Genomic DNA, 23,080 nt, shown 5'->3' with positions numbered 1-23,080 from the left:
GCTGCATCGGCTATCTTTTGATAGTAATTATTTAAAGCGGTATCGTATTTGGGATGTGTGGCCAATTTGATTTCGGATTTCGGATGTTCGAATTCGGATTTTGAATTGTTTCAATTCCGATTTCAAATTTAGGAAATTCTACCGGATGAGTCGTACATAAATAAAAAACGCCCGTAGTTACTAATCTACGGGCGACTGATAAACTATAATTACTGACCCCGAAATGGAACTTTCGAAATCAAACTATATTCTCTTCAGGCAAAGCTTTCTTTAAGCTTGCTGCTTTGGGTTGCCAGCCAGGCATAGCTATACATGGCAACGGCTTTTACTTTACTCTGGCGGCTTTTAAATGTCCATACATCTTTCATAAATTCTTTATGATTTTTGCTGTTCAGCGTATCAAAAGCTACAGAAATAGTTGGGGTTAATGAATATGCTGTATGCCATGTTCCAAATGGAATAAACAGCGTTTCGCCCGGCCCTACAGTAAAATGAATAGGTGTGGCATCTTTATATTTCGGAAATTTCTCAAAATCCGGTTCAAAAATGTTTAATTCTGAGCGCCAGGGATCGTCAGGGCGCGGGTATAACAAATCATCCTGCCCGCGTGGGAATACGGTAAACCGTTTTTCGCCATATAGCTGGGTGATCCAGGCATTTAAATGGTAATAATCAATATGTAAATACGGGAACTTGCCGCCCGGGCCGCCAATAAACAACTCTGTAGCGCCGCCCCATTTGCCTAATGAAAACATCGGGTTTTTTAGCCAGTTTGGCGAAGCGTATTGCAGATCGAGCGGATCGATCAATGACATTATCTCGGGTAAAATTGCTGGGATATCAAATATAATAGGGTAGGGTGCGGGTTTTTCAACCGTGCTGGTTTCAACCATATCCATTATATCCTTCATTTTGTAGGATGTTCCCCTGCAATCGGTTTCCCGCTCAGGATAATTTTCCCTGAACCAATCGGGCGTAAACAAGCCGTTTGCCTTCCAAACTTTTGCAGCATTAGTAAAAACCAGCGGAATGCCGGGCTTATAATGCTCCTCCATAAATTCTTCGTAGGTAATATTATCTCTTCTTATAATATCCATAGCGTCAACCTGGGGTTTAATTAGTTGATTATTACTAAAATTATACAGGCTTGTACGGTATCGAGATTAAAAAGGTTGGGTTTAGTGATTAGAGGCTGGAGGTTAGAGATTAGTTGGGGATAGAGATCAGAGGCTGGAGATTAGGGAGGGAATAGTAACCAAAGGTTAAAGGCCAGAGAATAGGGAAAGTTTTATAAAACGCAACTAATCTCTAACCTCTGGTCTCTAATCTCTATCAACTAATCTATCTTTATCCCCCTATAATACTCCGCTGTTTTATAGTCCTTGCGCAAAGGGAAACCTTCCCAGTCATCGGGTAATAAAATGCGGCGAAGGTCGGGATGGCCTTCGAAAAATATTCCTAAAAGGTCATAAGTTTCACGTTCGTGCCAATCGGCAGTGCGGTAAACAGAAGTTACGCTGGGAAAACTTGGCAGGTTGTTAAGATCGCGATCATTATCAATACTTACTTTTAATGTAAGCTGTGTTTGGTAAGGGATGGACGCCAGGTGGTAAACAACGCCAAAGCGGTTTGCTTCAACACCATAATCTACACCCGTTATGCTGCTCAGGAAATCAAAATAAGTATTTGAATTATTTCGCAGCTCAAGGCAAACTTCGGCAATACGGGCAGGAGATATAAGCAAAGCGGGTTGCAGGCCGTCCGTTTCTTCGTCAATAATTACTTCAGCGCCGAACTTTTCAATCAATAATAATTTAATCTCCTCAAAACTCATGGTGCTAAACGAACTTTTTTCCAGGTTTTGTTATCTATCTTTTTGTAAGCTATGCGGTCATGCAGCCTACTGGTGCGGCCTTGCCAAAACTCAATCATCCGGGGCTTTAAAATATAGCCACCCCAAAATGATGGTTTAGGCACTTCCTTATCGGTATACTCGGCAGCTAATTCATTCCATTTTTTTTCTAAAACGTCACGACCCTCAATTTCCTGGCTTTGCGGCGATACCACAGCGCCAATCTGGCTTTCTTTAGGGCGTGAGTGGAAATATTTTTCTGATTGCTCTTTACTTAACTTTTCCAAAGTGCCTTCGATACGCACCTGCCGCTCCTGGCCTGGCCAAAAAAATGTTAGGGCGCCTACCGGGTTCTTTGTTATCTCTTTGCCTTTGCGGCTCAGGTAATTGGTATAAAAAACAAAGCCATCATTATAAATACCTTTCAGTAAAACAATCCTTGCCGATGGCATGCCATTGGTTGTGGCTGTTGAAAGTGTCATCGCATTGTGCTCCGGCACGTTTGCTTCAAGGGCCTCGTTAAACCATGCCTCAAATTGTTTTATCGGGTCGGCTTTAGTGCTGCTTTCTGATAGTGAGGATGCTGTGTAATCCGCTCTTAAGTTTTCTAATTTATCCTGATTCATCCCTGCAAACTTACAAATTAATTACCGAGGAAGGGGTATGAAGAATCAAGAGGTCAAGAGTCAAGAATCAAGAAGTAAAGAGTCAGGAATCAAGAGAAAAGGTAAAACTCCCCTCATTGAGAAAAAAAATATTTACAAAATGATTTTTATTTTTTAATCTTGAATCTTGATTCTTGACTTCCTGACTCTTTTTCCTGACTCTTTTTTTTAAAACTGGACTTATTTTTGCAATACTTGTTATATTAAACAAAATTTTAACCCTTATGCTAAGTTCTATTTCGGCAGCCGCAGGACGTTTACTAATATCGGAGCCTTTTATGGTGGACCCGAACTTTAAACGAGCCGTAATTATATTGACAGAATATTCTGAAGGCGGGGCCATGGGCTTTATTTTAAACCATGCCAGTGAATTTTTGCTGGGGGATATTTTACCCGATCTGTCATATTCAGAGATCCCTGTTTTTATTGGCGGACCTGTGGCAGGTAACACATTGCACTTTATTCATCGCTGCCCTGAAAAAATAGCCGATGGCATTGAAATAGCCGAAGGGGTGTTTTGGGGCGGAGATTTCGACGCGGTTAAAGAACTGATAACCAGTTACCAATTAAATGCCGATGAGATCAGGTTTTTTACAGGATATTCCGGTTGGATCCCCAAACAGCTGGATGAAGAGATCAAAGAGGATAGCTGGATTGTTGCCAATCAATTAAATATTGATACCATATTTTCACAAAATGAAGAAACGTTGTGGCGGGAAGTTGTGATAGGGCTTGGGCAGCGTTATGCACATATTGCTAATTTTCCGGAGAATCCTGCGTTGAATTAGGGGGAGTCTGAAAGTCGGAAAAGTCCGAAAGTCCGAAAGAAAGAATTGTAGTTTTTGCCGATTGTTTCGCACAGGCCTTCGACCTGCGCTGACGAATTAAGCCCTTTCAGGGCTGGGATATTTTTAATTTTTATAAGTTTCCTGACCCTGAAAGGGGCCAATATAACAGCGCAGGGCAACGCCCTGCGAATTGTGATAAAAGAATTATTTCTCCATCTCCTTTGCCGATTCTTCCACCTTCTTCTTCAATTCATCCTTAAAGGCAATCAGGTTTTTGACGATTTGTTCATCAGCTGTTGAGATTATTTGGGCAGCCAGGATCCCTGCGTTTTTAGCAGCATTTAGGGCTACCGTTGCAACCGGGATGCCATTTGGCATTTGCAATATGGAAAGAATAGAATCCCAGCCGTCAATTGAATTGCTTGATTTTACGGGTACGCCAATAACCGGCAAATGGGTTAATGAAGCCACCATGCCGGGTAAATGTGCTGCACCACCGGCACCGGCTATAATTACTTTTAATCCGCGGTCTGCTGCTTCACGGGCGTAGGTAAACATACGGTCGGGTGTGCGGTGGGCCGATACTACGGTAATTTCATAGTCAACGCCTAATTCTTTTAGCACATCCGCAGCATCCTGCATTACGTTAAGGTCGGACTTGCTGCCCATTATTATACCTACTTTTACCTGGCTCATATTATACTAGTTTGTCATTGCGAGGAACGAAGCAACCTCCTCATTATCCCGTTATGCATAGTTCGCGATTGCTTCGTACCTCGCAATGACAAGACGGGTTATATTTAACTTATTACTTTTAGTGTTTGCTGCACAAATCTTGCTTTCTCAATAGCTTTTTCTCTATCAACATCAACAATAGTAACATGGCCCATTTTGCGGAATGGTTTGGTTAATGCCTTGCCATATAAATGTACATATACGCCTGGGCATTTCAATACTTTTTCAATGCCTTCATAAACTGCGGGGCCTTCGTATCCGGCTTCGCCTAAAACGTTGACCATTATGGCATTATTAAGGCAGGCGGTATCGCCAAGCGGCTGATTAAATATAGCTCTTAAATGCTGCTCAAACTGCGAAACAACATTGCCCTCAATACTTTGGTGACCGCTGTTATGCGGCCTTGGAGCAAGCTCGTTAACCAATATTTTACCGTGTTTATCTAAAAACATCTCAACAGCCAGTAAGCCTACAATTTTCAGGTCCTGGGCTATTTTGATGGCTATTTGGGCCGCATCCTGCTGTACTTCAAACGGGAGGGTTGACGGAGAGATCAAAAATTCAACCAGGTTAACATCCGGGTTAAACTCCATCTCCACCAGCGGGAAGGTTTTTACTTCACCGCTTTCATTGCGGGCAACTATTACGCCTATTTCTTTTTCAAAATCAATCAAACGTTCAATAAGGCTGGGTTCGGTAAAAGCCTTTGCCAGGTACGATTCATCAATAACTTTATAAACACCCCTGCCATCGTAGCCGTCACGCCTTAACTTTTGAATATAGGGGAAAGGGATATGGCTTTCTTTTAATTGCTGCGGCGATGAGATTACCTGGAATTCGGCAGTTGGAATATTGTTTTCTTTAAAAAACTGTTTTTGCAGTCCTTTATCCTGGATCAGCCTGATAATGCGTGGCTGCGGATAAACTAAAACACCTTCCTTTTCAAGCTGCTCCAGCGCATCAACGTTTACTTTTTCAATTTCGATGGTTAGCAGGTCTACCTTTTTGCCAAAGTTGTAAACAGTTTCGTAGTCGCCCAATGAGCCAATTACAAATTCATCACATAATTTGCGGCATGGCGCCTCCCTGTCGGGATCAAGCACCTTTACGGTAACATTGTAATTAATAGCCTGCTGTATAAGCATGCGCCCTAGCTGGCCGCCGCCTAAAATTCCGAGTTTAAGGTCTCCGTAAAATGCTTTCATTATAATGCTGCAAGTTTAGCCTAAATCTTTCAAAAAGCCTAAATAGTGTTAATTACCGGATACTTTTTTAGTGAGTTTATAATAAAAAATAGCGTGGGTAATAAAAAACACAATGCCCGCAGTAATATATATGGTGTTATTAGGACCTGGCTGCGGGGCAATAAAATTGGTAATTATATAAGCTAATGGCCCGGCAAAATACAGGAATAGCTTCCATGCGGGATTACCCCAAATAGCGGGATTAGGAGTAAACAAAGCCGGCGTGGCCATTATCAGTAATATTCCATTCAAATAAAATAATGCGGATATAATTACCGGGAGCGCTTTGCTGTAATCATTGCCTTTAATTACTACTGCGTAATAAATGCAGGAGATGGCTATTGAAACGATCAGCGAAAAAATAAAAGTTTTAACGAGATTAAGCAGAATTATTTTGACCATATCTAATTTAAATTTTGTCAAATTTCACGATTTTGTGTGGCTATTGGATGTTTATACCTGAAAAAAATATTTAATAGCCTGATCCGCATCAATTCTAATGTCACAAATAGGGATAAAGATAGGGGAAAATTGCTTTTTTAAAATTGCAAGCAGGTTTTACCATAGCGATGGGTTTGCAACTGCAAGTGTTCGAAAAATTCGTTGTCTCTTACAGTAAGAGCCTTCGGCTCGATACATCTTGTAACAACGGGTTTCAACCCGTTGAGAACTAAGACCACACGTACGAAGTGCTGTCGGCACGATGCATATTGATCTTAGGAAGCATTTACCATTTTGCACGTAGTTATACGGACCGAACCTATGGTTCTTTTTTATCTGCTTTTTATAGCCAACGGATTAAAATCCGTTGTTACAATATAGGTCGAGGCTACACCTCTGGTAACTTTTTTAGCGTTGTGGTAACGAAATGAAGGATTATAAATGTTTCGAACACTCGCAGTTGCAAACCCATCACTATCTGCAAATATTCATTCTGCGCAGCAAAATTCAGTAGCTATTATCCGCTTTTTGCAAATCGATTTCCTGATATCGATCCATTGCATTTCAAATAAACCTTTAAACAGCTATCTTTGCGCGATATTTACGTTAAAAGTTCTTTAAAATGAAAACTAAAATAGCCGTAGCCAACGGCGATGGTATAGGCCCCGAAATAATGCAAGCTGTTCTCCGCATTTTTGAAGCCAACAATGTTCCCCTTGAATATGAATTTGTTGAAATGGGGAAATCTTATTTTGATGCAGGCCACTCAACCGGGATGACATCTGCCGCCAAAGAAACTATTGAAAGCCTTGGTACCCTGTTTAAAGGGCCAATGGAAACGCCAAAAGGCAAAGGCGTGAAAAGTATAAATGTAACTGCCCGAAAAGTTTGGAATACTTATGCCAATCAAAGGGATTTCAGAACATTGAAAGGTGTTGAAACTGTTTTTTCAAAGGCCGGCATCCCGATCAACTTAACAATCATCCGCGAAAATATTGAGGATACCTACGGTGGTATTGAGCACCTTTTAACTTATGATGTTGCTGTGGGCCGCAGAATTATCACCCGCCCGGGTTCGGCGCAGGTTATCCGGTATGCGTTTGAAATGGCAAGGCGTAAAGGCTATACAAAATTAGCATGCGCTCATAAAGCCAACATTATGAAGCTTACTGACGGTTTGTTTTTAGAAACATTCCAGGAAATAGCAAAAGAGTATCCTGATATTCAATCGTCAGATATTATTGTTGATGATTTGTGTATGAAGCTGGTTACCCAGCCGCAAAACTTCCAGGCAATTGTATTAACCAATTTACAGGGCGATATTGTGTCTGACCTTTGTGCCGGCTTAGTAGGCGGATTGGGTTTTGCGCCATCGGCCAATATTGGCGATAATATTTCCATTTTTGAAGCTGTACATGGTACTGCTCCTGATATTATGGGTAAAGGCATAGCTAATCCTACAGCTTTATTGCTTTCGGGGATCTTGATGTTGCGTTACATGGGCTTTACCGAAAATGCCGCTACCATTGAAAATGCTTTGCTTTATACCCTGGAGCAGGGTGTGCATACAGGTGACTTTGGCGACAAAGCTGTTGCATCAGTAGGCACAAATGGTTTTGCCGATGCTGTAATTGCTAATTTAGGTAAAGTGCCCGCAGATGGCGGCGTGGTTGGAAAAGCAAATATGCAGCTTAAAGCCAATGCCAATCATCATATACTAACAAAAAATAAACTTACTGTTACCAAAGGGATTAAAGAAGAAATGGTAGGGGTTGACGTGTTTGTTGAAGCTGGTGAATTACAACCTGCCGAGCTTGCTGAATTGGCAAAGAAAAGACTTACTGACAACTTCAATTTGGTGATGATCTCGAACCGCGGCACACAAGTGTGGCCAACAGGATCAATTTATACCGAGCTTGTTAATGAATACCGTGTACGCTTTGAAAAGAAACCAGGTGTAATTGTAAGCCAGAAAGAGCTTTTACACATAGCTGCTGATTTTTCGGAAGATGCTAAAGTGTGTTCAGTTGAGTTCCTGATGAAATTTGGGGGTAAGATTGGTTATACGCTGGCGCAGGGACAGTAATAAGTCATGAGTCGGTAGTCCAAAATCGTGAATGCAGATTTGACAACTTTTTAAAAGTTGTCAAATCTTTTCTGCTAAAATCCTTCTTCTCCTTTTGTCGGCAAACAAGGCAACCGGCAATCCAATACAAATTATCAAGATCCCCATTCCAATAAGGGTTGGCAAAATATGAAATGGCTTTAAGCCAATCTTGCTGATCGGGATAACGATAATGTTCATTACAAACCAGCAAATTATTCCATATTCAAAGGCAATAAGATACTTATTGCGGAAGAACTTATAAAAAACCGGATAGCCCAGGTAAAACACAATTGTAAACGCATAGGCTATAATGTAGTGAAACAGGATCCCCCACAAAACCATGGTGCTGCCACCTGCATAAGCAGCTTTTCCGAATGCCCCGCTTGCTATAAATTCAAAAATCACCCCAGCATTTGCTTTATAGTTCCAGGCTAAGGCAGCTACCGCATCCAATGTGCCGGTTAATAAGCCTATTAAAATTATATTTAGAAATATATTGTTACGTCTGTCGGTGTTTTGAATCGCCATTGATAAAATTTACAGGTAATAAAGGTATAAAATTATAAAAAAGTAAATGACAGATTATTAGTGATTTGTGCCCTGAAAAATGCTTATTTAACTATGTATTTATTAATTGTTTACACATCTTTTTTTATTTCGTTAAAACTATATTGTGTAATTAACAGTTATAAAGATCGAAATTAACAAACTGCTGAAAGTGATTTTAATAACGTACTTGAGGCAATAATGCTAACTAAAACTAATAAATAAAAGTAATTTTAACATGAAAAGATCAATTTTAATTGTAGCAGCAGCGCTATCAATAGGACTATTGTCAAACAACGTATTTGCGCAAACGCAACCAACCCCAACCCAACCGCAGCCGACTCAGCCAACGCCGACTCCTACCCAGCCGACACCGCAGCCTGCTCAGCCAACACAACCACCTGCACAAACACAACCACCTGCAACATCCACCCCTGCTGCGAAGACCGATTCTGTAAAAGACGTACAGGCTACGCTGGCGAACGTTGCAGATCTATCAACACTGGTAGCTGCTATAAAGGCTGCAAATTTGGATGCCACTTTACAGGGGCCTGGTCCGTTCACTGTTTTTGCACCAGGCAATTCAGCATTTAGCGCTATCCCTAAAACCAGGCTGGATAGCTTAATGAAAGATCCGGTTAAGCTGGCAACACTTGTAAAAGCACACGTGGTTGCAGGCAAATATGATAAAGCTGCAATTATTAAAGCTTTAACAAATGCAAGCAGGTCCGCAACTCTGAAAACTATTGACGGACAAACCATCACCATAGCTGTTGTAAATAAAAAACTCCAGCTTAAAGATGCCCAGGGAAATACTGCTGAAGTGACCTCATTTGATACACCGGCCTCAAATGGAATAATCCATGGGATTAATGGTGTGTTTATGTATAAGTAATAAATTATAAGGTTAAAAGGAAGCCCGGTTCTGGAAAACAGACCGGGCTTTTATATTTGCTGATCACAGGCATTAGCTCAATTGAGGCGAGTAGGTTACTGCATATAAGCATTTAAATAAGAAAAGATACTTTTTCGGATATACTCCGCATCAAACATTACCCCGTAATGCGGTGCACCCGGTACTATGATCAGCTCATTTTGTACACCGGCTTGTTTTAGCCGGGCGCTTAATGAAACAGACTGAGCAGGATTTACTGATTCATCTTTTTCACCCTGTACAATCAGGAATGGCGGATCATTTTTATCTATGTAAGTTACGGGACTGGCGGTTTTTGCAAGGTCGGGCCGGTTAGCAACAGTCGCACCCAATAATAGGGTGATCGGGGATTTGGGATCAGGGCTATCATTGCCTTTAAGTGTTGTGAAATCTGACGGCCCATAAAAATCAAGACAAAGCTTGATCTTAAATTTGGGCTTCTGTTTATCCGGATAAAAAGCCTTAACATTATTATTGTTCGATAAAGTCAATAATGAAGCAAGATGTCCACCAGCTGAAAAGCCTATCAGCGCGATCCTGTTTTTATCCAAACTGTATTTATCTGCATTATCATATAAAAACTCAATGGCCTGGTTGCAATCCCTGATCTGTGCGGGGAATACGGCCGTTGTGCTGTACCTGTAATCTATAGAGGCTACTGCATAACCGCTATCGGCAAAAGCTTTCAGGGTTTGGGTCATGTAGCCCATATCTGCATATTTATCATTCAGCATCCATGCCCCGCCGTGGATCCATATAATCAATGGGTAACTGGCTTTTTTAACAGGTGGAAGGTAAATATCAAGCAAGTGCTTTTTTAAGGTATCATTGGCGTAGGGGATATCGCCGAATAAGGTTGTACCGGTGGGGAAGATGGTTGATTTGGGGTTAGTTTGGGCGTGGGCAGCATAAGAAATTGAAATGCCTAAAATAATAATTGCAGTGAATAATTTCTTTTTCATAAATGATTTCAATGTTAATATCCCATCTCCGTTGTCAGTGTCTTTCATAGGCAACTACCTATGCGGCTATACCAAATCCCCGATGAAAATTAAGAAATAATCTTTATATTAGAATAGTTAGACGGCAGCCAGGGATAACACCATCATTTAATTATATTTCCTGTTTTTTAAGATAGTAATAATATAGTCCAACAATTTATCATTGCGGTAAATATAGTCTCCTGATCTAATTATGCCTCCGGTAAGACGAGTGTTTATTAAACCGATCTCCATTGACTTTTTATCTTTAAAATAGATTATTATGTCACAAAGACCATAGCTATCCCTTAAATTTAGACCATTTTCGTTAATGGTTTTTGAATCGTGTATAATTTTATTAAATACATAAATACTGTCTTTTTTATTGATAACTACAATATTAGTCCCTTCCATACCGCGATCAACTACTCTTATTGAATTAATCTTTTTAAATTCAATGTTTTCAATCTTGAATTTGTCTTTTGTTGCATATAAATGCATCAAATACGACAAAGTCCAAATTGCAACTATGACCCCCAAAACAATTTTGATCTTAATGTTCATCCTGTTAATTGTCAAAAGGTATAGACCATGATTCCATAGGCTGTGAGTTTTAAAATGAGTATTGGGCTCCGACTTAACTATGATAAGGTTTGTAGAAAGTTTGTGCTAAACCCCAAGCCGCACGGAGTTGGCTGTGAGGACACAGCCACCGGGGAGAGGGGGTTATACGCTTTCTTTTACTTCCGGACTTTCGGTCTTTTCCGACTTTCGGACTCCCCCCAACAATCTCTCTCCTTCAATTTTTTTCTGTAATTCCAATATAGCGCCAATTAGCGCTTCAGGCCTTGGTGGGCAGCCCTGCACATATACATCAACAGGGATCACCCTGTCAACTCCTTTTACCACATGATAGCCATGTTGCCAGTAGGGACCGCCGCAATTGGAACACGAGCCCATAGAGATTACGTATTTTGGCTCGGGCATTTGTTCGTACAGGCGTTTAATGCGTTCCGCCATTTTAAAAGTAACTGTTCCGGCTATGATGATAACATCAGCCTGGCGGGCAGATGGGCGGGGGAATACGCCATATCGGTCCAGATCATACGTAGAGGCAAAAGCCCCCATAAATTCAATGGCACAGCAGGCAATTCCAAAACTTAATGGCCATAGGGATGATAACCTTGACCAGTTAAGCAGATCATTCACTTTGGTGATTATAACGCCACCATTCTCACTTGTCAGATCATTGCTCATTGCCGGGTTTTTTAAAGGTTGGTTTAAACATAGGTTTTCTTATAGGCGGTGTTCCTGGTGTTCCACCTGTTCCACTTGTTCCAGATGTTTCATTTGTTCCGGTTGTTTCCGCTGTTAACACTGTTTCAAGTGGAACAGGTGGAACAGTGGTAAGTGAAAATGCCTTCACTTTATAAACGCTTTGTTCCGCATTCAACTTTTCATAGAGGGATTTTGGAATAAAAGTGTCTGTTATTGGAACAATGGGCTTCGGTTTTATCCAGTCTAGGTCGCCTTTTACCCAAACGTAAGCCAGGCCGAGGATCAGGATGCCCAAAAACACAAACATCTCGGTTAATGCCAGCCAACCCCAGCGTGGGTCGTAGTTGTTTATTTCATGGCTGCCAAATACAGTTGCCCAGGGGAAAATAAACACCATTTCCACATCAAACAATAAGAAAATCAGCGCGATAACATAAAAGCGGGAGTTGAACGGTAGCCAGGCATTGCCGGTTGTTTCTTCGCCGCATTCGTACGAGGTTAGCTTTTCCGGGGTAGGATTACTGGGCGCTAAAAGCTTGTTTATTAAAAAAGCCACGCATACCATTATTATTCCTGTAATAAGGAAGATAAGTATCTTTCCAAATTCTGATATTTGCGACACTTCAGCCATGACAGCAAATTTAACAAAACAAACAGATTTTGACGCTATAATTATCGGCGGCGGCGCGTGCGGATTAATGTGTGCCGTGCAAGCCGGTTTTTTAGGCAAACGCACCCTTGTATTAGAGAAGAACGATAAGGTAGGCGCTAAGATCCTGATCAGTGGCGGCGGCCGATGCAATTACACCAACCTGTATGCCTCGGCGCAACAGTTTATATCTGATAACGAGCACTTTTGCAAATCAACCCTGTCGCAATGGACGGTTGATGATACCGTTAGCTTTTTTGAAACCTACGGGATCATTGGTAAAGAAAAAACACTCGGGCAGCTATTTCCTGAAAGTGATAATGCCAGGGATGTAGTAAAAGTATTTACCTCTCTTTGTGCCGATTTGGGGCAGGAGATCTGGTGCGACGCAGAAGTTAAAGGGATTGAACAGGTTGATAATGGTTTTATTGTTTCGTTAGAACGAAACGGAAGAACTGAAAACTTATCTGTCCCTAAAGTGGTGATCGCATCAGGTGGATTACCTATTCCTAAAATGGGAGCAACAGATTTTGGGTTGAGAATAGCAAAGAAATTCGGCTTAAAAATTAATGATACTGCTCCGGCATTGGTGCCGCTTACTATAACCGGTAAAGACCAGCCCTGGTATGAGCAGCTTTCAGGCAACAGCATATTCTGCCGGGTTTGGAACGACCGGATCAGCTTTGAGGAAAATATCCTGTTCACCCATTGGGGGCTAAGTGGCCCGGCCATTCTGCAAATTTCATCCTACTGGCGGCCAGGTGAATATATTTATATCGATCTGCTGCCAAATCAAAGTATAGCTGAACTGATCCTGCAGGAACGCGAAGCAAACGGTAAAAAGATGCTGCTGGCTTATTTGGCCAACCTGTTTACCCGCAAATTTGCCGAAGCTTTGAGCGATAAATTACCAGTGGATAAAAACCTGGCATCGCTAAATAAAACGGACCTTGAAAGCATTAACAGCCTGATCCATGAGTTTAAGGTGAAACCGGCAGGAGATAAGGGTTATGATAAAGCCGAGGTAATGCGCGGTGGCGTATCAACCGATGAACTGTCATCCAAAACCCTTGAAGTAAAAAAGATACCGGGTATGTACTATGGCGGCGAGTGTGTGGATGTTACCGGCTGGCTGGGTGGCTACAACTTTCAATGGGCTTGGGCAAGCGGGTTTGTAATAGCGCAGGGGCTGTAAGAGGAGGTGAAAGCTGAAAGGTAAAAACTTCTTACCTTTCGCCTTTAACCTTTTGCCTTTCACCTTCTTTCACCTGTTTAAAATAAACAATTAGCCTGTCTATATTGGCAAGTATGTACACTTTTGCGTGGATCTTGTCGACAACATCGGGTTCATCGCCCATAATATCGGTCATTACATCTTCGAAATTTTGATTGGTAATGCGTTTCATTTCGGCAGTGTTTGCACCGTAGTAGTAAACCGTTTTTTCGTTGTTGTTATAGCCACCGCCGCCTATAGGGATAGATACGCCGCCACTCACACCACCACTCAAGCCTCCGCCATATCCACCGGTTCCAATGCCTATGCCCGGTTCAATACCAATGCCAGTTCCGCCAATACCGCCCTTACTGCCACTGCCGCCACGGCTCATGTAGAGCTTAACTTCATCATCAATTACAACCTTCACAAAATCAAACTCGTTTTTTGCCCAGGCTTCATTTCCCGGAGCATGTGCTACAACAAAGCTGTCTTTTGCTACCACGAATGATTTCAGATCACTTGCACTTAGCTTAAACGGGTTTGATTTATCGTTTTCTCTAAATTCAATAAAGCCTTCGCCTTTTATCGGGCCTTTGGCCGATGGGTTAACCCGGATAAAGCCAGATTCGGTATTTCCTTTTATATCGGTAAAACGGCCGGGCTGCCATTTGGAAGATTGCGATTTTGCTGATACAATCATCAGCATAAAAAATAAAATGATTAAAATTGAGCGCATAATTATTAAAACACAAATAACGTAATTTTACAACATTTAATATGATGATTGTTGATCTAAGAAGCGATACCGTTACAAAACCAACTCCGGGGATGCTGGAGGCTATGTTTAATGCAAAAGTAGGCGATGATGTTTTTGGCGAAGATGAAACTATAAATGAACTGGAAGAGAAGTCTGCTGCTATTTTTGGTATGGAAGCCGGCATCTTTTGCCCGTCAGGCACCATGACCAATCAAATTGCCATAAAATGCTTTACTCAACCTTTGGATGAACTGATTGCTGATCAAACTGCACATGTTTATCGCTATGAGGGTGGGGGGATAGCCTTTAACTCAGGTGTATCAACCCGTTTATTGAATGGTTACCGAGGTATTATTACTGCTGAAATGATTGAACCTGAAATTAATGCTGAAAATATTCATTACCCACATACCAGTTTGGTGGTACTGGAGAATACGGTCAACAAGGGCGGAGGCAGTTGTTACACAATTGAACAGATAAAACCAATTGCTGAACTCTGTAAAAATAAAGGCTTAAAGCTTCATTTGGATGGCGCCCGCATTTTTAATGCGTTGGTTCACACGGGTGATAAAGCCGCTGATTACGGTAAATGTTTTGACGGAATTTCTGTTTGCCTTTCAAAAGGTTTAGGGGCTCCGGTTGGCTCTGTGTTCCTGGCGGATAAGGAAACCATAAAATACGCGCGGCGCATCCGTAAAGTTTTTGGTGGCGGAATGCGCCAGGCGGGATTTTTAGCCGCTGCGGGAATTTATGCACTTGATCATCATGTTGAACGGTTAAAAATCGACCACACTCATGCCCAGATACTGGCTGATGAGCTGGGTAAATGTGGTTGGGTGGCCAATGTATTGCCGCAGGAAACCAATATTGTTTTGTTTGATACCGTTGAGCCCGCGAGCATCGTTCTGCAAAAGCTGGAAGAAAAAGGCATAAAAGCATTATCAACTGATAAACACCGTATCCGCTTTGTGCTGCACCTTGATGTGCACCCTGAACAGGTGGAGTATGTAGTAAGCGTGCTGAAAAATATTTAACCGGGTAATAAATACAATAGTAATGGTCATTTCCCAACTGCCTAACCCACAACTTAGTATAAATACCGGGCAACCTGCGCAGTTAAAAAATGCCATTTTATATGCAAACACCAATACCAAATATTACTATCCTGCACATACAACTCCCTATCTTTTTGCCACTAATTTCTTAAATAAAGGGCGGTATATTATCAATGATCAGCCGGTATCGATCTCTGAAAAGTGTTTTTATTTCTTAAACCCGGGGGATGAGCTTACTATCAACTTCAATAGTAACCAGCCATTAAAAACATTGTTTATATTGTTTAATGAGGATTTTGTGGACAGCAGTATTTATTCAATTAGCACCCCAGCCAATCATCTTTTAGATAATCCTTCAATTAAGCAAAAGGGAAAATTGAATATTCCGAATGTGCCGTTTCAATCAGGTACAATCCTTTCACAGTTGCATTTCCTGGTATCATTAAACTACTACAGCCAACAGGAAATAGATGATATCTTATTTAATCTGTTAACAAGTTTTGCTAAAATTAACTCCGCGCTTTCCGTTGATCTGCAAAAAATTAATTCAATAAAAAGATCAACAAGGGAGGAATTATATAAGCGCTTGTTTATAGCAAAGGACTTTATGGAAGACAACGCAACTGCGCCTTCGGTATCTTTAGATGATATTGCAGCACAGGCCTGTATGAACAAGTTTCATTTTTTGGCAAACTTTAAGGCATTGTATGGTATAACACCCCACCAGTATATTATAAATGTAAAACTGCAAAAAGCATATCAGCTTTTAAATGAACAGCATTATTCTGTTACACAGGTTTGTTATTCAGTAGGGTTTGACAGTCTTCAGAGTTTTAGCAGCCTTTTCAGAAGAAGATTTAAAATTTCCCCATCTGCTTTATTGCGTAAATAAAATTCCCAATTTTCGATAAATCTGTTTTTACTTCTCAGGATATATTTGTTTCAAATAGTATTAACAATGAAACAGTTATATTTTATGATGGTAGCATTGCTGCTGTTTTCCTGTAAAAATCAAAATCAAATGGAGACTGAAAAATTTGTATCCCAAAGGGTTTCTAAAACGGCAATTATTCAGCTTAATGGGAGTATTGAAAAGGTATTTCCATTATTTGGGGCATTTGAGGAAAAAAAATGGGCCGATAAGTGGGATCCAAAACTTGTTTATCCATCAACAGAAAGGATAGAAGAGGGAACAGTTTTTAAAACAAAAGGACACGGACATAATGAAACCGGGTTTTTGTGGATTGTAACCAAATACCAGCCAAATGATCATTTGATCCAATACCTTGTTTCAACCGAAAACAGGTATTGGACGATAACAATAAAATGTACCGGATCAGGTAAACTTACATCCGCAGAAATAACTTACAGCTACACAGGACTTAATTTAATTGGCAATCAAATTAACCCTATCGCCATGCAATCCATTTATATGCAAAATTTAAAGGATTGGGAAAAATCGATCAATTACTACCTTCAAACAGGTAAAACATTAAAGGAGTGAGTGAAGAAGTCCGAAAGTCGGTAAAGTCCGGAAGTCCGAAAGAGAGATTACATCTTTCGGACTTTACTGACTTTCGGCCTTTCCGACTTATTTCAACGCCCTATCGGCAGATTGTCTTTCAACCATCCATGCAGGATATTCTCTTGACAGTGCGCTTACTTCATCAAGTTTTTTCAGGTCATCGGCAGTTAGCAATAATTCGGTCGATTTGATGTTGGCATTTAGCTGATCAACATTTTTAGCGCCGATAATGGTGCTGGATACTCCTTTTTGCTGACGAACCCAGGCTAAAGCCACTTCGGCTACTGAAACATTGTGCTGCTTGCCAACTTCGGTAATTACATCAATAATATCGTAGGTTTTGTCTTTATTAATAGGCGGGAAATCAAATGTGTCTCTGCGGCTGCCTTCTGCTTTTTCTGCATTGCGCCCGTATTTACCACCAAGAAAACCACCTGCAAGTGGGCTCCAAGGCATTACACCAATATTTTGATCGGCTGCTAAGGGTAATAATTCTCTTTCAATATCGCGCGCAGCTAATGAGTAAAAATATTGAAGCCCCATAAATTTATTCCAGCCATGTTTTTCAGTTATTGCAATTGCCTTCATCACCATCCATGCAGGCCAGTTGCAAATAGCTATATAACGTACTTTACCGGTTAGCACAATATCATTAAGAGCACGCACCGTTTCTTCTACTGATGTTTTTGGATCTATACCGTGTAAATATAAAATATCGATATGATCGAGCTGTAAACGTTTTAAACTATCATCAACCGACTGGAAAATGTGGTAACGTGAGAGGCCCATATCATTGGCACCTTCACCCATACGGCCACGAACTTTGGTAGCTATTACCAGTTCATTACGACTAAAACCAACATCTTTTATAGACTGCCCCAGCAGTTTCTCTGATTCGCCAAACGAATAAACATTGGCTGTATCAATAAAGTTAATGCCAGAATCTACCACAACCTTCATCAGGTCGTTAACTTCTTGCTGTTGTGCGCTGCCTATGGCTTCCCAGTAGCCTTTGCCGCCAAAGGTCATGGTGCCAAAACATAGCTCGGATACCACCAGGCCGGTGTTTCCTAAAAAATTGTATTTCATAAGTTTGATGGTTTGTTAGAAAAGTAAAATTCAGTGTTTATTGGCTGAGAATAGTCAGCGGATGGTCAAAAAATAAGGCCGCTCCACCATGCATTTGCTTTAAAGCGCTCACGTTAATATCGCCTGCATAGTTTACTCACCCGGTCGACGCTTCGCTGGACCTTCCCTCTCTTCGCTGCGCGTAAAGAGGAAATAGATAATCGTAGAATTTATTTCTTATCTATTAACAAACTTATAATATCCGCCCTTGTTGTATTGATGATGAACCGATTGCTAACCAAACTCGAAAAAATAGGACGCGACCCAAAAATCACTGCAAAAGCTGTCGGGCTACGTTATGTATCAGATTCAACACCCGGCTATAGTCGTAAAAAGGCAGGCAAGCGCTGGAACTATTACAATGCAGATGGAAGTTTGGTAAAAGACAAAGAATTAATAGAACGATTCAACAAGCTGGTTATCCCGCCTGCATATACCAATATATGGATCTCGCCATATGAGAACGGGCATTTGCAATTTACCGGTACAGATGCTGCCGGAAGAAAGCAATATCGCTATCATCCTGACTGGAACAAAATTCGTAACCAATCAAAATATCATCGCCTTCAAATGTTTGCAGCCCATTTACCAGCTATCAGGAGGCAGGTTGATAAAGACCTGGCCCGCCATAACCCCGATCATGATAAAATTGTAGCGCTTGTTGTGCGCCTGATGGAGCTGACCAGTATAAGGGTAGGGAATGAATCGTACAAAAAACTGTATGGCTCTTTCGGTTTAACCACACTAATGAACCGCCACGTAAAGATTGAAGGATCAACCCTGAATTTTGAGTTTAAAGGAAAAAAAGGGGTTTATCATAAAGTATCATTACAAAGCAGAAAACTTGCGAAGCTGGTAAAACAATGCCGGGAAATCCCGGGGAAAGAACTTTTTCAATATTATAATGCTGATGGTAAACATTGCACAGTAGGATCGGGAGATGTGAACAATTACTTACAAGAAATTACCGGAGAAGATTTTACCGCCAAAGATTTCAGAACCTGGGCAGGTAGCGTAAGCGCATTATATGCCTTTAAACAAGCCGGTGAGTTTGAAACAATTGCAGAGTGTAAAAAGAAAATTGTTACGGTTTTGGATGAGGTTGCACTAAACCTGGGCAATACCCGTACCGTTTGCAAAAAGTACTACGTGCACCCAACTGTTATAAAAAGCTATGAGGACGGTGCAATTTTTAAATACATCAAAAATATTGATGAAGAAAAAGATGTTAATTCTGTCGAGTTAAATATTGCCGAAAAAGCGTTGATCAAAATAATTGAAAACGAAAAACTGGCCGAAGCCAGTTAGTTGGTTGAGTTGACTAAGTTGGATTATGTTGATTAAGTTAAATCCTCAACAATTATTAACTGACCTTATTATTGACTTCAATAACCTAATCAACTCAATCCAACTTAATCAACCTACTTAACTTCTTTAGCCCCCTTCTTCGTCACTATAAAAACAATTCCATTTTTGGCTTTATCGCCATAAAGTTCTTTGGTTTCTTCATCGGTTTTTAAAACCATACGGTCGATGTCAAACGCTGAGATCTTTTTCAGGTCTGTTTCTGACGCTATTTTACCATTAATAATGATCAGCTTATCAGAAAGGTGATTAAGACTGAATTTTGAATTTGAATTTGTGAAAGCAAGTGTGGCAGCCCTGGAATTAGTCCTGTTTTCGTATAGCCTGGAGTTTAAATTATGGACAGCAGCGACGGTATCAAAAGATATGCTATAAGTTATTGCCGCTTTGTTAGAGGAATCTTTATTTGTTTTATTTCCATAAACGTTAACACCTTTTCGTTGTGTTAACCGGGCTACTGAACTGCCATTTTTAGTTACAAGATTAAATGTCGCAACCTTTCCTGTACCACTGCTTGAACCTGCTATAGCTACGTTATTGTCTGAATCATCATCACTAATAGCATTACCCGAGCTATTTGATGTACCAATAACTACAAGTTTACTTACGGTTCCAATTGGGGTGTAGTTGCCACTTACTACTGTGTACTTGTTTTTGTCAAGATTATCTAATTTTTCTTTGAATTTTTTCCCAGCTTCAGAGTCGTCCGTAGTTATAAATAATGCACCGTGTTTGTTGCTAAGGTGGGGCAATAATTTCGCGGCAGTTTCTGCTGATACAACATTTACACTATAAATGCGGCTTTCATCGAGCTTTAAAAGTGCAGCCTTTGTGGTTCTAACACCATTTAATACATAATTTAATGAATCTGAATTGTCAGAGGTACTAAAAAAGAACTTGCCTTTTCTGATCGTGTCAATAGCTTTTGCAGCTTTTGGCTGTACTAAATTACTTTTAATAGTAGTGGTGATAGCTTTGTTATTGCCTGCTGCAGTTTTTACATTTTCTTTATAAATTGATTTATTTGTTAAAGCTGAAAATACCTTAATAGCAGGGGAACTTTTTTTAACCAAAGCTGCTTTTGAGATGCTGAAAACAAGCAGCAGGATAACCACGGCAGGTACTAAAAATGCATACCGGGTTAAGTTAAATTTCGAAGATCTTTTTGTGTTCATCATGATAATTCTTTTTTTAATAGTTGATATATTAAAGTGGTTCACTATTCCCTGTGGTGCGGCAGAAAAACTTACGTTTACCAGGCTATATTGATATTGTTTACTATCGGTGCCGGTTTTTAATATTTTACGGTCGGTAATGAATTCTATATTTTCGCGCACTGCTTTTTTCATGAGCCAAACCCCGGGGTTAAACCAGTAGAATATAGTGCTCAATTCAGCCAGTAATACATCCAGCGTATGCCATTCGCTCACGTGGATCTGTTCGTGTAATAATATCGATCTCAAATCAGAAGGCTCGTGCTTTGCTGGATTAATGTAGATGCTTTTCCAGAATGAAAACGGGCCCGTATCGCTATTGATCACTCTTACATCATGGTTATGAATTGTAGCGGCAGTTGAGTTGCGGTATAATTTATATAATGAATATAATTGCACCAGTAGCCGTAAAGCAAACAATACAACACCCGTCCATAAAACAACTTCAGCCCATAACCAGTAGTTTGGCTGTGCAATCGGTTTAATAAGTGCCTTAGCGGGGGCCTGCCAGTTAAGAACTATAACCTGCATCGGCTTGGCAATTTGCTGATGATGTTCTAAAAAGCCCGACATGTTTATTTTGGGATATATGGTTGCAAATATTATGGCGGCGACCAGGTAAATGCGGTTTAATGTGTAAAAGGTAAGATGCCTTAATACCAGGTAATAACCCGCACAAAATAGCAAGAGGGCAATATTTACTTTAAAAAGGAAAACAAACAAAGCTGGCATGGCCTTCAGGATTTAGGGTTTTCAATAAGTTTAATGATCTCTTTTAACTCGCTGGCGCTGATCTTTTTGTCATTGGCAAAAAATGTAACGAGGTCTTTATAGGAGTTTTGAAAATAATCGTTTACAAAACCGTTCATAAATTTCTTTTTGTAATCCTCTTCCAGTATTGCCGGGGCATATCGGAATGAGTTACCCATTTTTTCACTTTCTACAAAACCTTTACGTTCCAGGTTTTTTACTGTTGATGCAAGCGTGGTGTAAGGGGGCTTTGGTTCTTCCATCAGGTCAAGGAAATCTTTTATAAAACCTTTGCCAAACTGCCATACCGCCTGCATTGCATCTTCCTCTTGTTTAGATAATTTTTCCATCTTTTTACGATTGTTTCGTAAATCTACGATTAATTCGTAATAAAGCAAGCGTTTTAACTTTTTTTAACAAATATTTTTTTGATGGTAAAATATTTGTGATTAAACAGGTAACGGTTGTAACATTGAAATTAATGGCATATCTTAGATGACTTAAACATGACAAATATGCTAATCAACAAAAAAATCTTAGTAACCCTTTGTTTGTCTTCTGTAGTAACATTGGTTGCGTTAACCTCAATGAAGCCGGATGATGATAAGGGCTATAAAAACCTTAAGGTACTGCCTAAAAACCTTACACACGAACAATTAGGTAAAGTAATGCATGAATGGTCGGGCTCATTAGGTGTTCACTGCGATTTTTGCCATGTACGCAATGAAGCCGAAAAGAAAATGGATTTTGCAAGTGATGCCAAGCCTGAAAAAGAGATGGCCCGCAAAATGTATAAGATGATGAACAAGATCAACCAAAAATATTTTGAAGCTAAAAAGGATTCATTGGGAATGGTGTTAACCAGTGGTGTTAACTGCTATACCTGCCACCGCGGTGATTCTCATCCCGATGCAAAGCTTCCTGAAAGAAAAGGTCCCGGAGGCCCACCTGCAGGTGCACCTGCTCCTGGTGGAACACCGGCTCCGCAAGGCGATCACAAACAATAAAATATAATAAGCACCCTTTAACATTACGTTAAAGGGTGTTTTGCTTTATAGTAATTATGAATGATATAAAAATTAGAGATGCGCAGGAAGATGACCTGCCCCGCATCCTCGATATTTATAATGATGTTATCGTGAATACCACTGCGGTATACAGCGAACAGCCGCATACCCTTCAAATGAGAAAAGACTGGTACCAGGATAGAGTGAATAATAATTTCCCGGTATTTGTTGCTATTATAGATGGTGACGTAGCAGGCTTTTGCAGTTTCGGGCATTTCAGGGCATGGCCTTGCTATAGGTATACTGCGGAGCTATCCGTTTATGTAGAGGCTTCTTATAGAGGAAAAGGCGTTAGTAAAATAATGCTGCAATCATTGATAGCGCGTGCAAAACAAATGAACATACATGCGCTGCTAGCAGGCATAAGCGCCGATAATGAAATCAGTATTAACCTCCATCGTTCGTTTGGGTTTGAGGAGGTAGCTCACTTTAAAGAAGTTGGGTATAAGTTTAGCCGATGGCTTGATCTTAAATTCCTGGAGTTGATTTTAAGTAATACGCCAAAAGCTATTTAATGCTTCTCTTTATATACTTATTGTACAAATACTCGGCATAACCAACGCTAACATAATCAGGAAATTTCCAGTTAGGATAACGTGTTTTTTTCAAATGTTTTAGATAGCTAAAAAACAATACCCCGATAATTAGAATAACGCCGAGGATCATAAGTGTTTTTACCAGGAAGATTAGAATATTCATATAAGGGGTCCAAAGTGATTTTTGGTTTTTACGAAAACAATACTTCTAAGGTTACGCAATGTTTAATGTTTATACCGGTTTTTAT

At 40.4% G+C, this 23,080-nt stretch carries 25 protein-coding genes; 10 read left to right on the top strand and 15 right to left on the bottom strand.

Annotation, left to right across the window (positions count from 1 at the left end):
* Positions 1–254 precede the first annotated feature (254 nt).
* The 3 genes from BUE31_RS06330 to pdxH all read right to left on the bottom strand — a co-directional run bounded on the left by BUE31_RS06330 (position 255) and on the right by pdxH (position 2,478).
* Entirely contained in the window at positions 255–1,097 is an 843-nt protein-coding gene (locus tag BUE31_RS06330) for a cupin-like domain-containing protein (RefSeq protein ID WP_073401274.1), read from the bottom strand.
* 239 nt (positions 1,098–1,336) lie between these two features.
* Entirely contained in the window at positions 1,337–1,834 is a 498-nt protein-coding gene (locus BUE31_RS06325) for an NADH-quinone oxidoreductase subunit C (RefSeq protein ID WP_073401272.1), read from the bottom strand.
* A complete protein-coding gene (pdxH, locus tag BUE31_RS06320; protein ID WP_073401270.1) occupies positions 1,831–2,478 on the bottom strand; it encodes a pyridoxamine 5'-phosphate oxidase in 648 nt (215 codons plus the stop codon). Before pdxH ends, BUE31_RS06325 begins: the two co-directional genes overlap by 4 nt.
* A gap of 263 nt (positions 2,479–2,741) precedes the next feature.
* On the opposite strand from pdxH, the gene BUE31_RS06315 reads away from it, so the two are divergent.
* Positions 2,742–3,305 (top strand): YqgE/AlgH family protein, encoded by a 564-nt coding sequence (locus BUE31_RS06315; protein ID WP_073401268.1) that lies wholly within the window; start codon positions 2,742–2,744, stop codon positions 3,303–3,305.
* A gap of 204 nt (positions 3,306–3,509) precedes the next feature.
* Here the strand turns inward: BUE31_RS06315 and purE are convergent, their stop codons facing one another.
* The 3 genes from purE to BUE31_RS06300 all read right to left on the bottom strand — a co-directional run bounded on the left by purE (position 3,510) and on the right by BUE31_RS06300 (position 5,686).
* Complete coding sequence (purE, locus tag BUE31_RS06310) at positions 3,510–4,001, bottom strand: 5-(carboxyamino)imidazole ribonucleotide mutase (RefSeq protein WP_073401266.1); 492 nt, start codon at positions 3,999–4,001, stop codon at positions 3,510–3,512.
* Between the two features lie 104 nt (positions 4,002–4,105).
* Positions 4,106–5,245: a 5-(carboxyamino)imidazole ribonucleotide synthase gene (locus BUE31_RS06305; protein ID WP_073401264.1), complete on the bottom strand. Its 1,140-nt coding sequence runs from the start codon at positions 5,243–5,245 to the stop codon at positions 4,106–4,108.
* Between the two features lie 48 nt (positions 5,246–5,293).
* Positions 5,294–5,686: a hypothetical protein gene (locus BUE31_RS06300; protein WP_073401262.1), complete on the bottom strand. Its 393-nt coding sequence runs from the start codon at positions 5,684–5,686 to the stop codon at positions 5,294–5,296.
* Between the two features lie 661 nt (positions 5,687–6,347).
* Here BUE31_RS06300 and BUE31_RS06295 point away from each other — a divergent pair.
* The gene (locus BUE31_RS06295) at positions 6,348–7,811 is read left to right on the top strand and encodes an isocitrate/isopropylmalate family dehydrogenase (protein WP_073401260.1); all 1,464 of its coding nucleotides are present in this window, start codon (positions 6,348–6,350) and stop codon (positions 7,809–7,811) included.
* 60 nt (positions 7,812–7,871) lie between these two features.
* On the opposite strand, the gene BUE31_RS06290 is transcribed toward BUE31_RS06295, so the two are convergent.
* Positions 7,872–8,360 carry a hypothetical protein gene (locus BUE31_RS06290; RefSeq protein ID WP_073401258.1) on the bottom strand — a complete coding sequence of 163 codons (489 nt, stop codon included), beginning with the start codon at positions 8,358–8,360 and terminating at the stop codon, positions 7,872–7,874.
* Positions 8,361–8,616: 256 nt separating this feature from the next.
* Here BUE31_RS06290 and BUE31_RS31300 point away from each other — a divergent pair, with 256 nt between their 5' ends.
* Positions 8,617–9,273, top strand: coding sequence for a fasciclin domain-containing protein (locus BUE31_RS31300; protein WP_083619381.1), 657 nt, complete (start codon positions 8,617–8,619; stop codon positions 9,271–9,273).
* Between the two features lie 95 nt (positions 9,274–9,368).
* On the opposite strand, the gene BUE31_RS06280 is transcribed toward BUE31_RS31300, so the two are convergent.
* The 4 genes from BUE31_RS06280 to BUE31_RS06265 form a co-directional block, all read right to left on the bottom strand.
* The gene (locus BUE31_RS06280; RefSeq protein ID WP_073401734.1) at positions 9,369–10,274 is read right to left on the bottom strand and encodes an alpha/beta hydrolase; all 906 of its coding nucleotides are present in this window, start codon (positions 10,272–10,274) and stop codon (positions 9,369–9,371) included.
* A gap of 147 nt (positions 10,275–10,421) precedes the next feature.
* The gene (locus BUE31_RS06275) at positions 10,422–10,856 is read right to left on the bottom strand and encodes a hypothetical protein (protein WP_073401256.1); all 435 of its coding nucleotides are present in this window, start codon (positions 10,854–10,856) and stop codon (positions 10,422–10,424) included.
* 162 nt (positions 10,857–11,018) lie between these two features.
* Positions 11,019–11,549 carry an NADH-quinone oxidoreductase subunit B gene (locus BUE31_RS06270; RefSeq protein WP_073401254.1) on the bottom strand — a complete coding sequence of 177 codons (531 nt, stop codon included), beginning with the start codon at positions 11,547–11,549 and terminating at the stop codon, positions 11,019–11,021.
* The gene (locus BUE31_RS06265) at positions 11,539–12,201 is read right to left on the bottom strand and encodes an NADH-quinone oxidoreductase subunit A (RefSeq protein WP_083619378.1); all 663 of its coding nucleotides are present in this window, start codon (positions 12,199–12,201) and stop codon (positions 11,539–11,541) included. Before BUE31_RS06265 ends, BUE31_RS06270 begins: the two co-directional genes overlap by 11 nt.
* Here BUE31_RS06265 and BUE31_RS06260 point away from each other — a divergent pair.
* A complete protein-coding gene (locus tag BUE31_RS06260; protein WP_073401252.1) occupies positions 12,200–13,414 on the top strand; it encodes a BaiN/RdsA family NAD(P)/FAD-dependent oxidoreductase in 1,215 nt (404 codons plus the stop codon). The genes BUE31_RS06265 and BUE31_RS06260 overlap by 2 nt on opposite strands.
* 31 nt (positions 13,415–13,445) lie before the next feature.
* Here the strand turns inward: BUE31_RS06260 and BUE31_RS06255 are convergent, their stop codons facing one another.
* Positions 13,446–14,171 carry a hypothetical protein gene (locus tag BUE31_RS06255; RefSeq protein ID WP_073401251.1) on the bottom strand — a complete coding sequence of 242 codons (726 nt, stop codon included), beginning with the start codon at positions 14,169–14,171 and terminating at the stop codon, positions 13,446–13,448.
* 41 nt (positions 14,172–14,212) lie between these two features.
* On the opposite strand from BUE31_RS06255, the gene BUE31_RS06250 reads away from it, so the two are divergent.
* The 3 genes from BUE31_RS06250 (at position 14,213) to BUE31_RS06240 (ending at position 16,751) form a co-directional block, all read left to right on the top strand.
* Complete coding sequence (locus BUE31_RS06250; protein ID WP_410503963.1) at positions 14,213–15,226, top strand: threonine aldolase family protein; 1,014 nt, start codon at positions 14,213–14,215, stop codon at positions 15,224–15,226.
* Positions 15,227–15,248: 22 nt separating this feature from the next.
* Positions 15,249–16,139, top strand: coding sequence for a helix-turn-helix domain-containing protein (locus BUE31_RS06245; RefSeq protein ID WP_073401249.1), 891 nt, complete (start codon positions 15,249–15,251; stop codon positions 16,137–16,139).
* Between the two features lie 66 nt (positions 16,140–16,205).
* On the top strand, positions 16,206–16,751 hold the full coding sequence (locus tag BUE31_RS06240; RefSeq protein ID WP_073401248.1) for an SRPBCC family protein: 546 nt from the start codon (positions 16,206–16,208) through the stop codon (positions 16,749–16,751).
* Between the two features lie 87 nt (positions 16,752–16,838).
* On the opposite strand, the gene BUE31_RS06235 is transcribed toward BUE31_RS06240, so the two are convergent.
* Positions 16,839–17,861 (bottom strand): aldo/keto reductase, encoded by a 1,023-nt coding sequence (locus tag BUE31_RS06235; protein WP_073401246.1) that lies wholly within the window; start codon positions 17,859–17,861, stop codon positions 16,839–16,841.
* A gap of 261 nt (positions 17,862–18,122) precedes the next feature.
* Here BUE31_RS06235 and BUE31_RS06230 point away from each other — a divergent pair, with 261 nt between their 5' ends.
* Complete coding sequence (locus BUE31_RS06230; RefSeq protein WP_073401244.1) at positions 18,123–19,208, top strand: DNA topoisomerase IB; 1,086 nt, start codon at positions 18,123–18,125, stop codon at positions 19,206–19,208.
* A gap of 113 nt (positions 19,209–19,321) precedes the next feature.
* Here the strand turns inward: BUE31_RS06230 and BUE31_RS06225 are convergent, their stop codons facing one another.
* Both BUE31_RS06225 and BUE31_RS06220 read right to left on the bottom strand, forming a co-directional pair.
* The gene (locus BUE31_RS06225) at positions 19,322–21,211 is read right to left on the bottom strand and encodes a M56 family metallopeptidase (protein ID WP_073401242.1); all 1,890 of its coding nucleotides are present in this window, start codon (positions 21,209–21,211) and stop codon (positions 19,322–19,324) included.
* A gap of 5 nt (positions 21,212–21,216) precedes the next feature.
* Entirely contained in the window at positions 21,217–21,579 is a 363-nt protein-coding gene (locus BUE31_RS06220) for a BlaI/MecI/CopY family transcriptional regulator (protein WP_073401240.1), read from the bottom strand.
* A 165-nt stretch (positions 21,580–21,744) separates the two neighbouring features.
* On the opposite strand from BUE31_RS06220, the gene BUE31_RS06215 reads away from it, so the two are divergent.
* Both BUE31_RS06215 and BUE31_RS06210 read left to right on the top strand, forming a co-directional pair.
* Positions 21,745–22,236 (top strand): c-type cytochrome, encoded by a 492-nt coding sequence (locus BUE31_RS06215; RefSeq protein WP_143167026.1) that lies wholly within the window; start codon positions 21,745–21,747, stop codon positions 22,234–22,236.
* A gap of 56 nt (positions 22,237–22,292) precedes the next feature.
* Entirely contained in the window at positions 22,293–22,811 is a 519-nt protein-coding gene (locus BUE31_RS06210; protein WP_073401236.1) for a GNAT family N-acetyltransferase, read from the top strand.
* Positions 22,812–23,080: the final 269 nt, after the last annotated feature.

Source organism: Mucilaginibacter sp. OK098, from assembly GCF_900142915.1.
Taxonomy (GTDB): Bacteria; Bacteroidota; Bacteroidia; order Sphingobacteriales; family Sphingobacteriaceae; genus Mucilaginibacter.
Note: the sequence above shows the minus strand (reverse complement) of the source record. Positions and strands in the feature narration are given on the sequence as shown.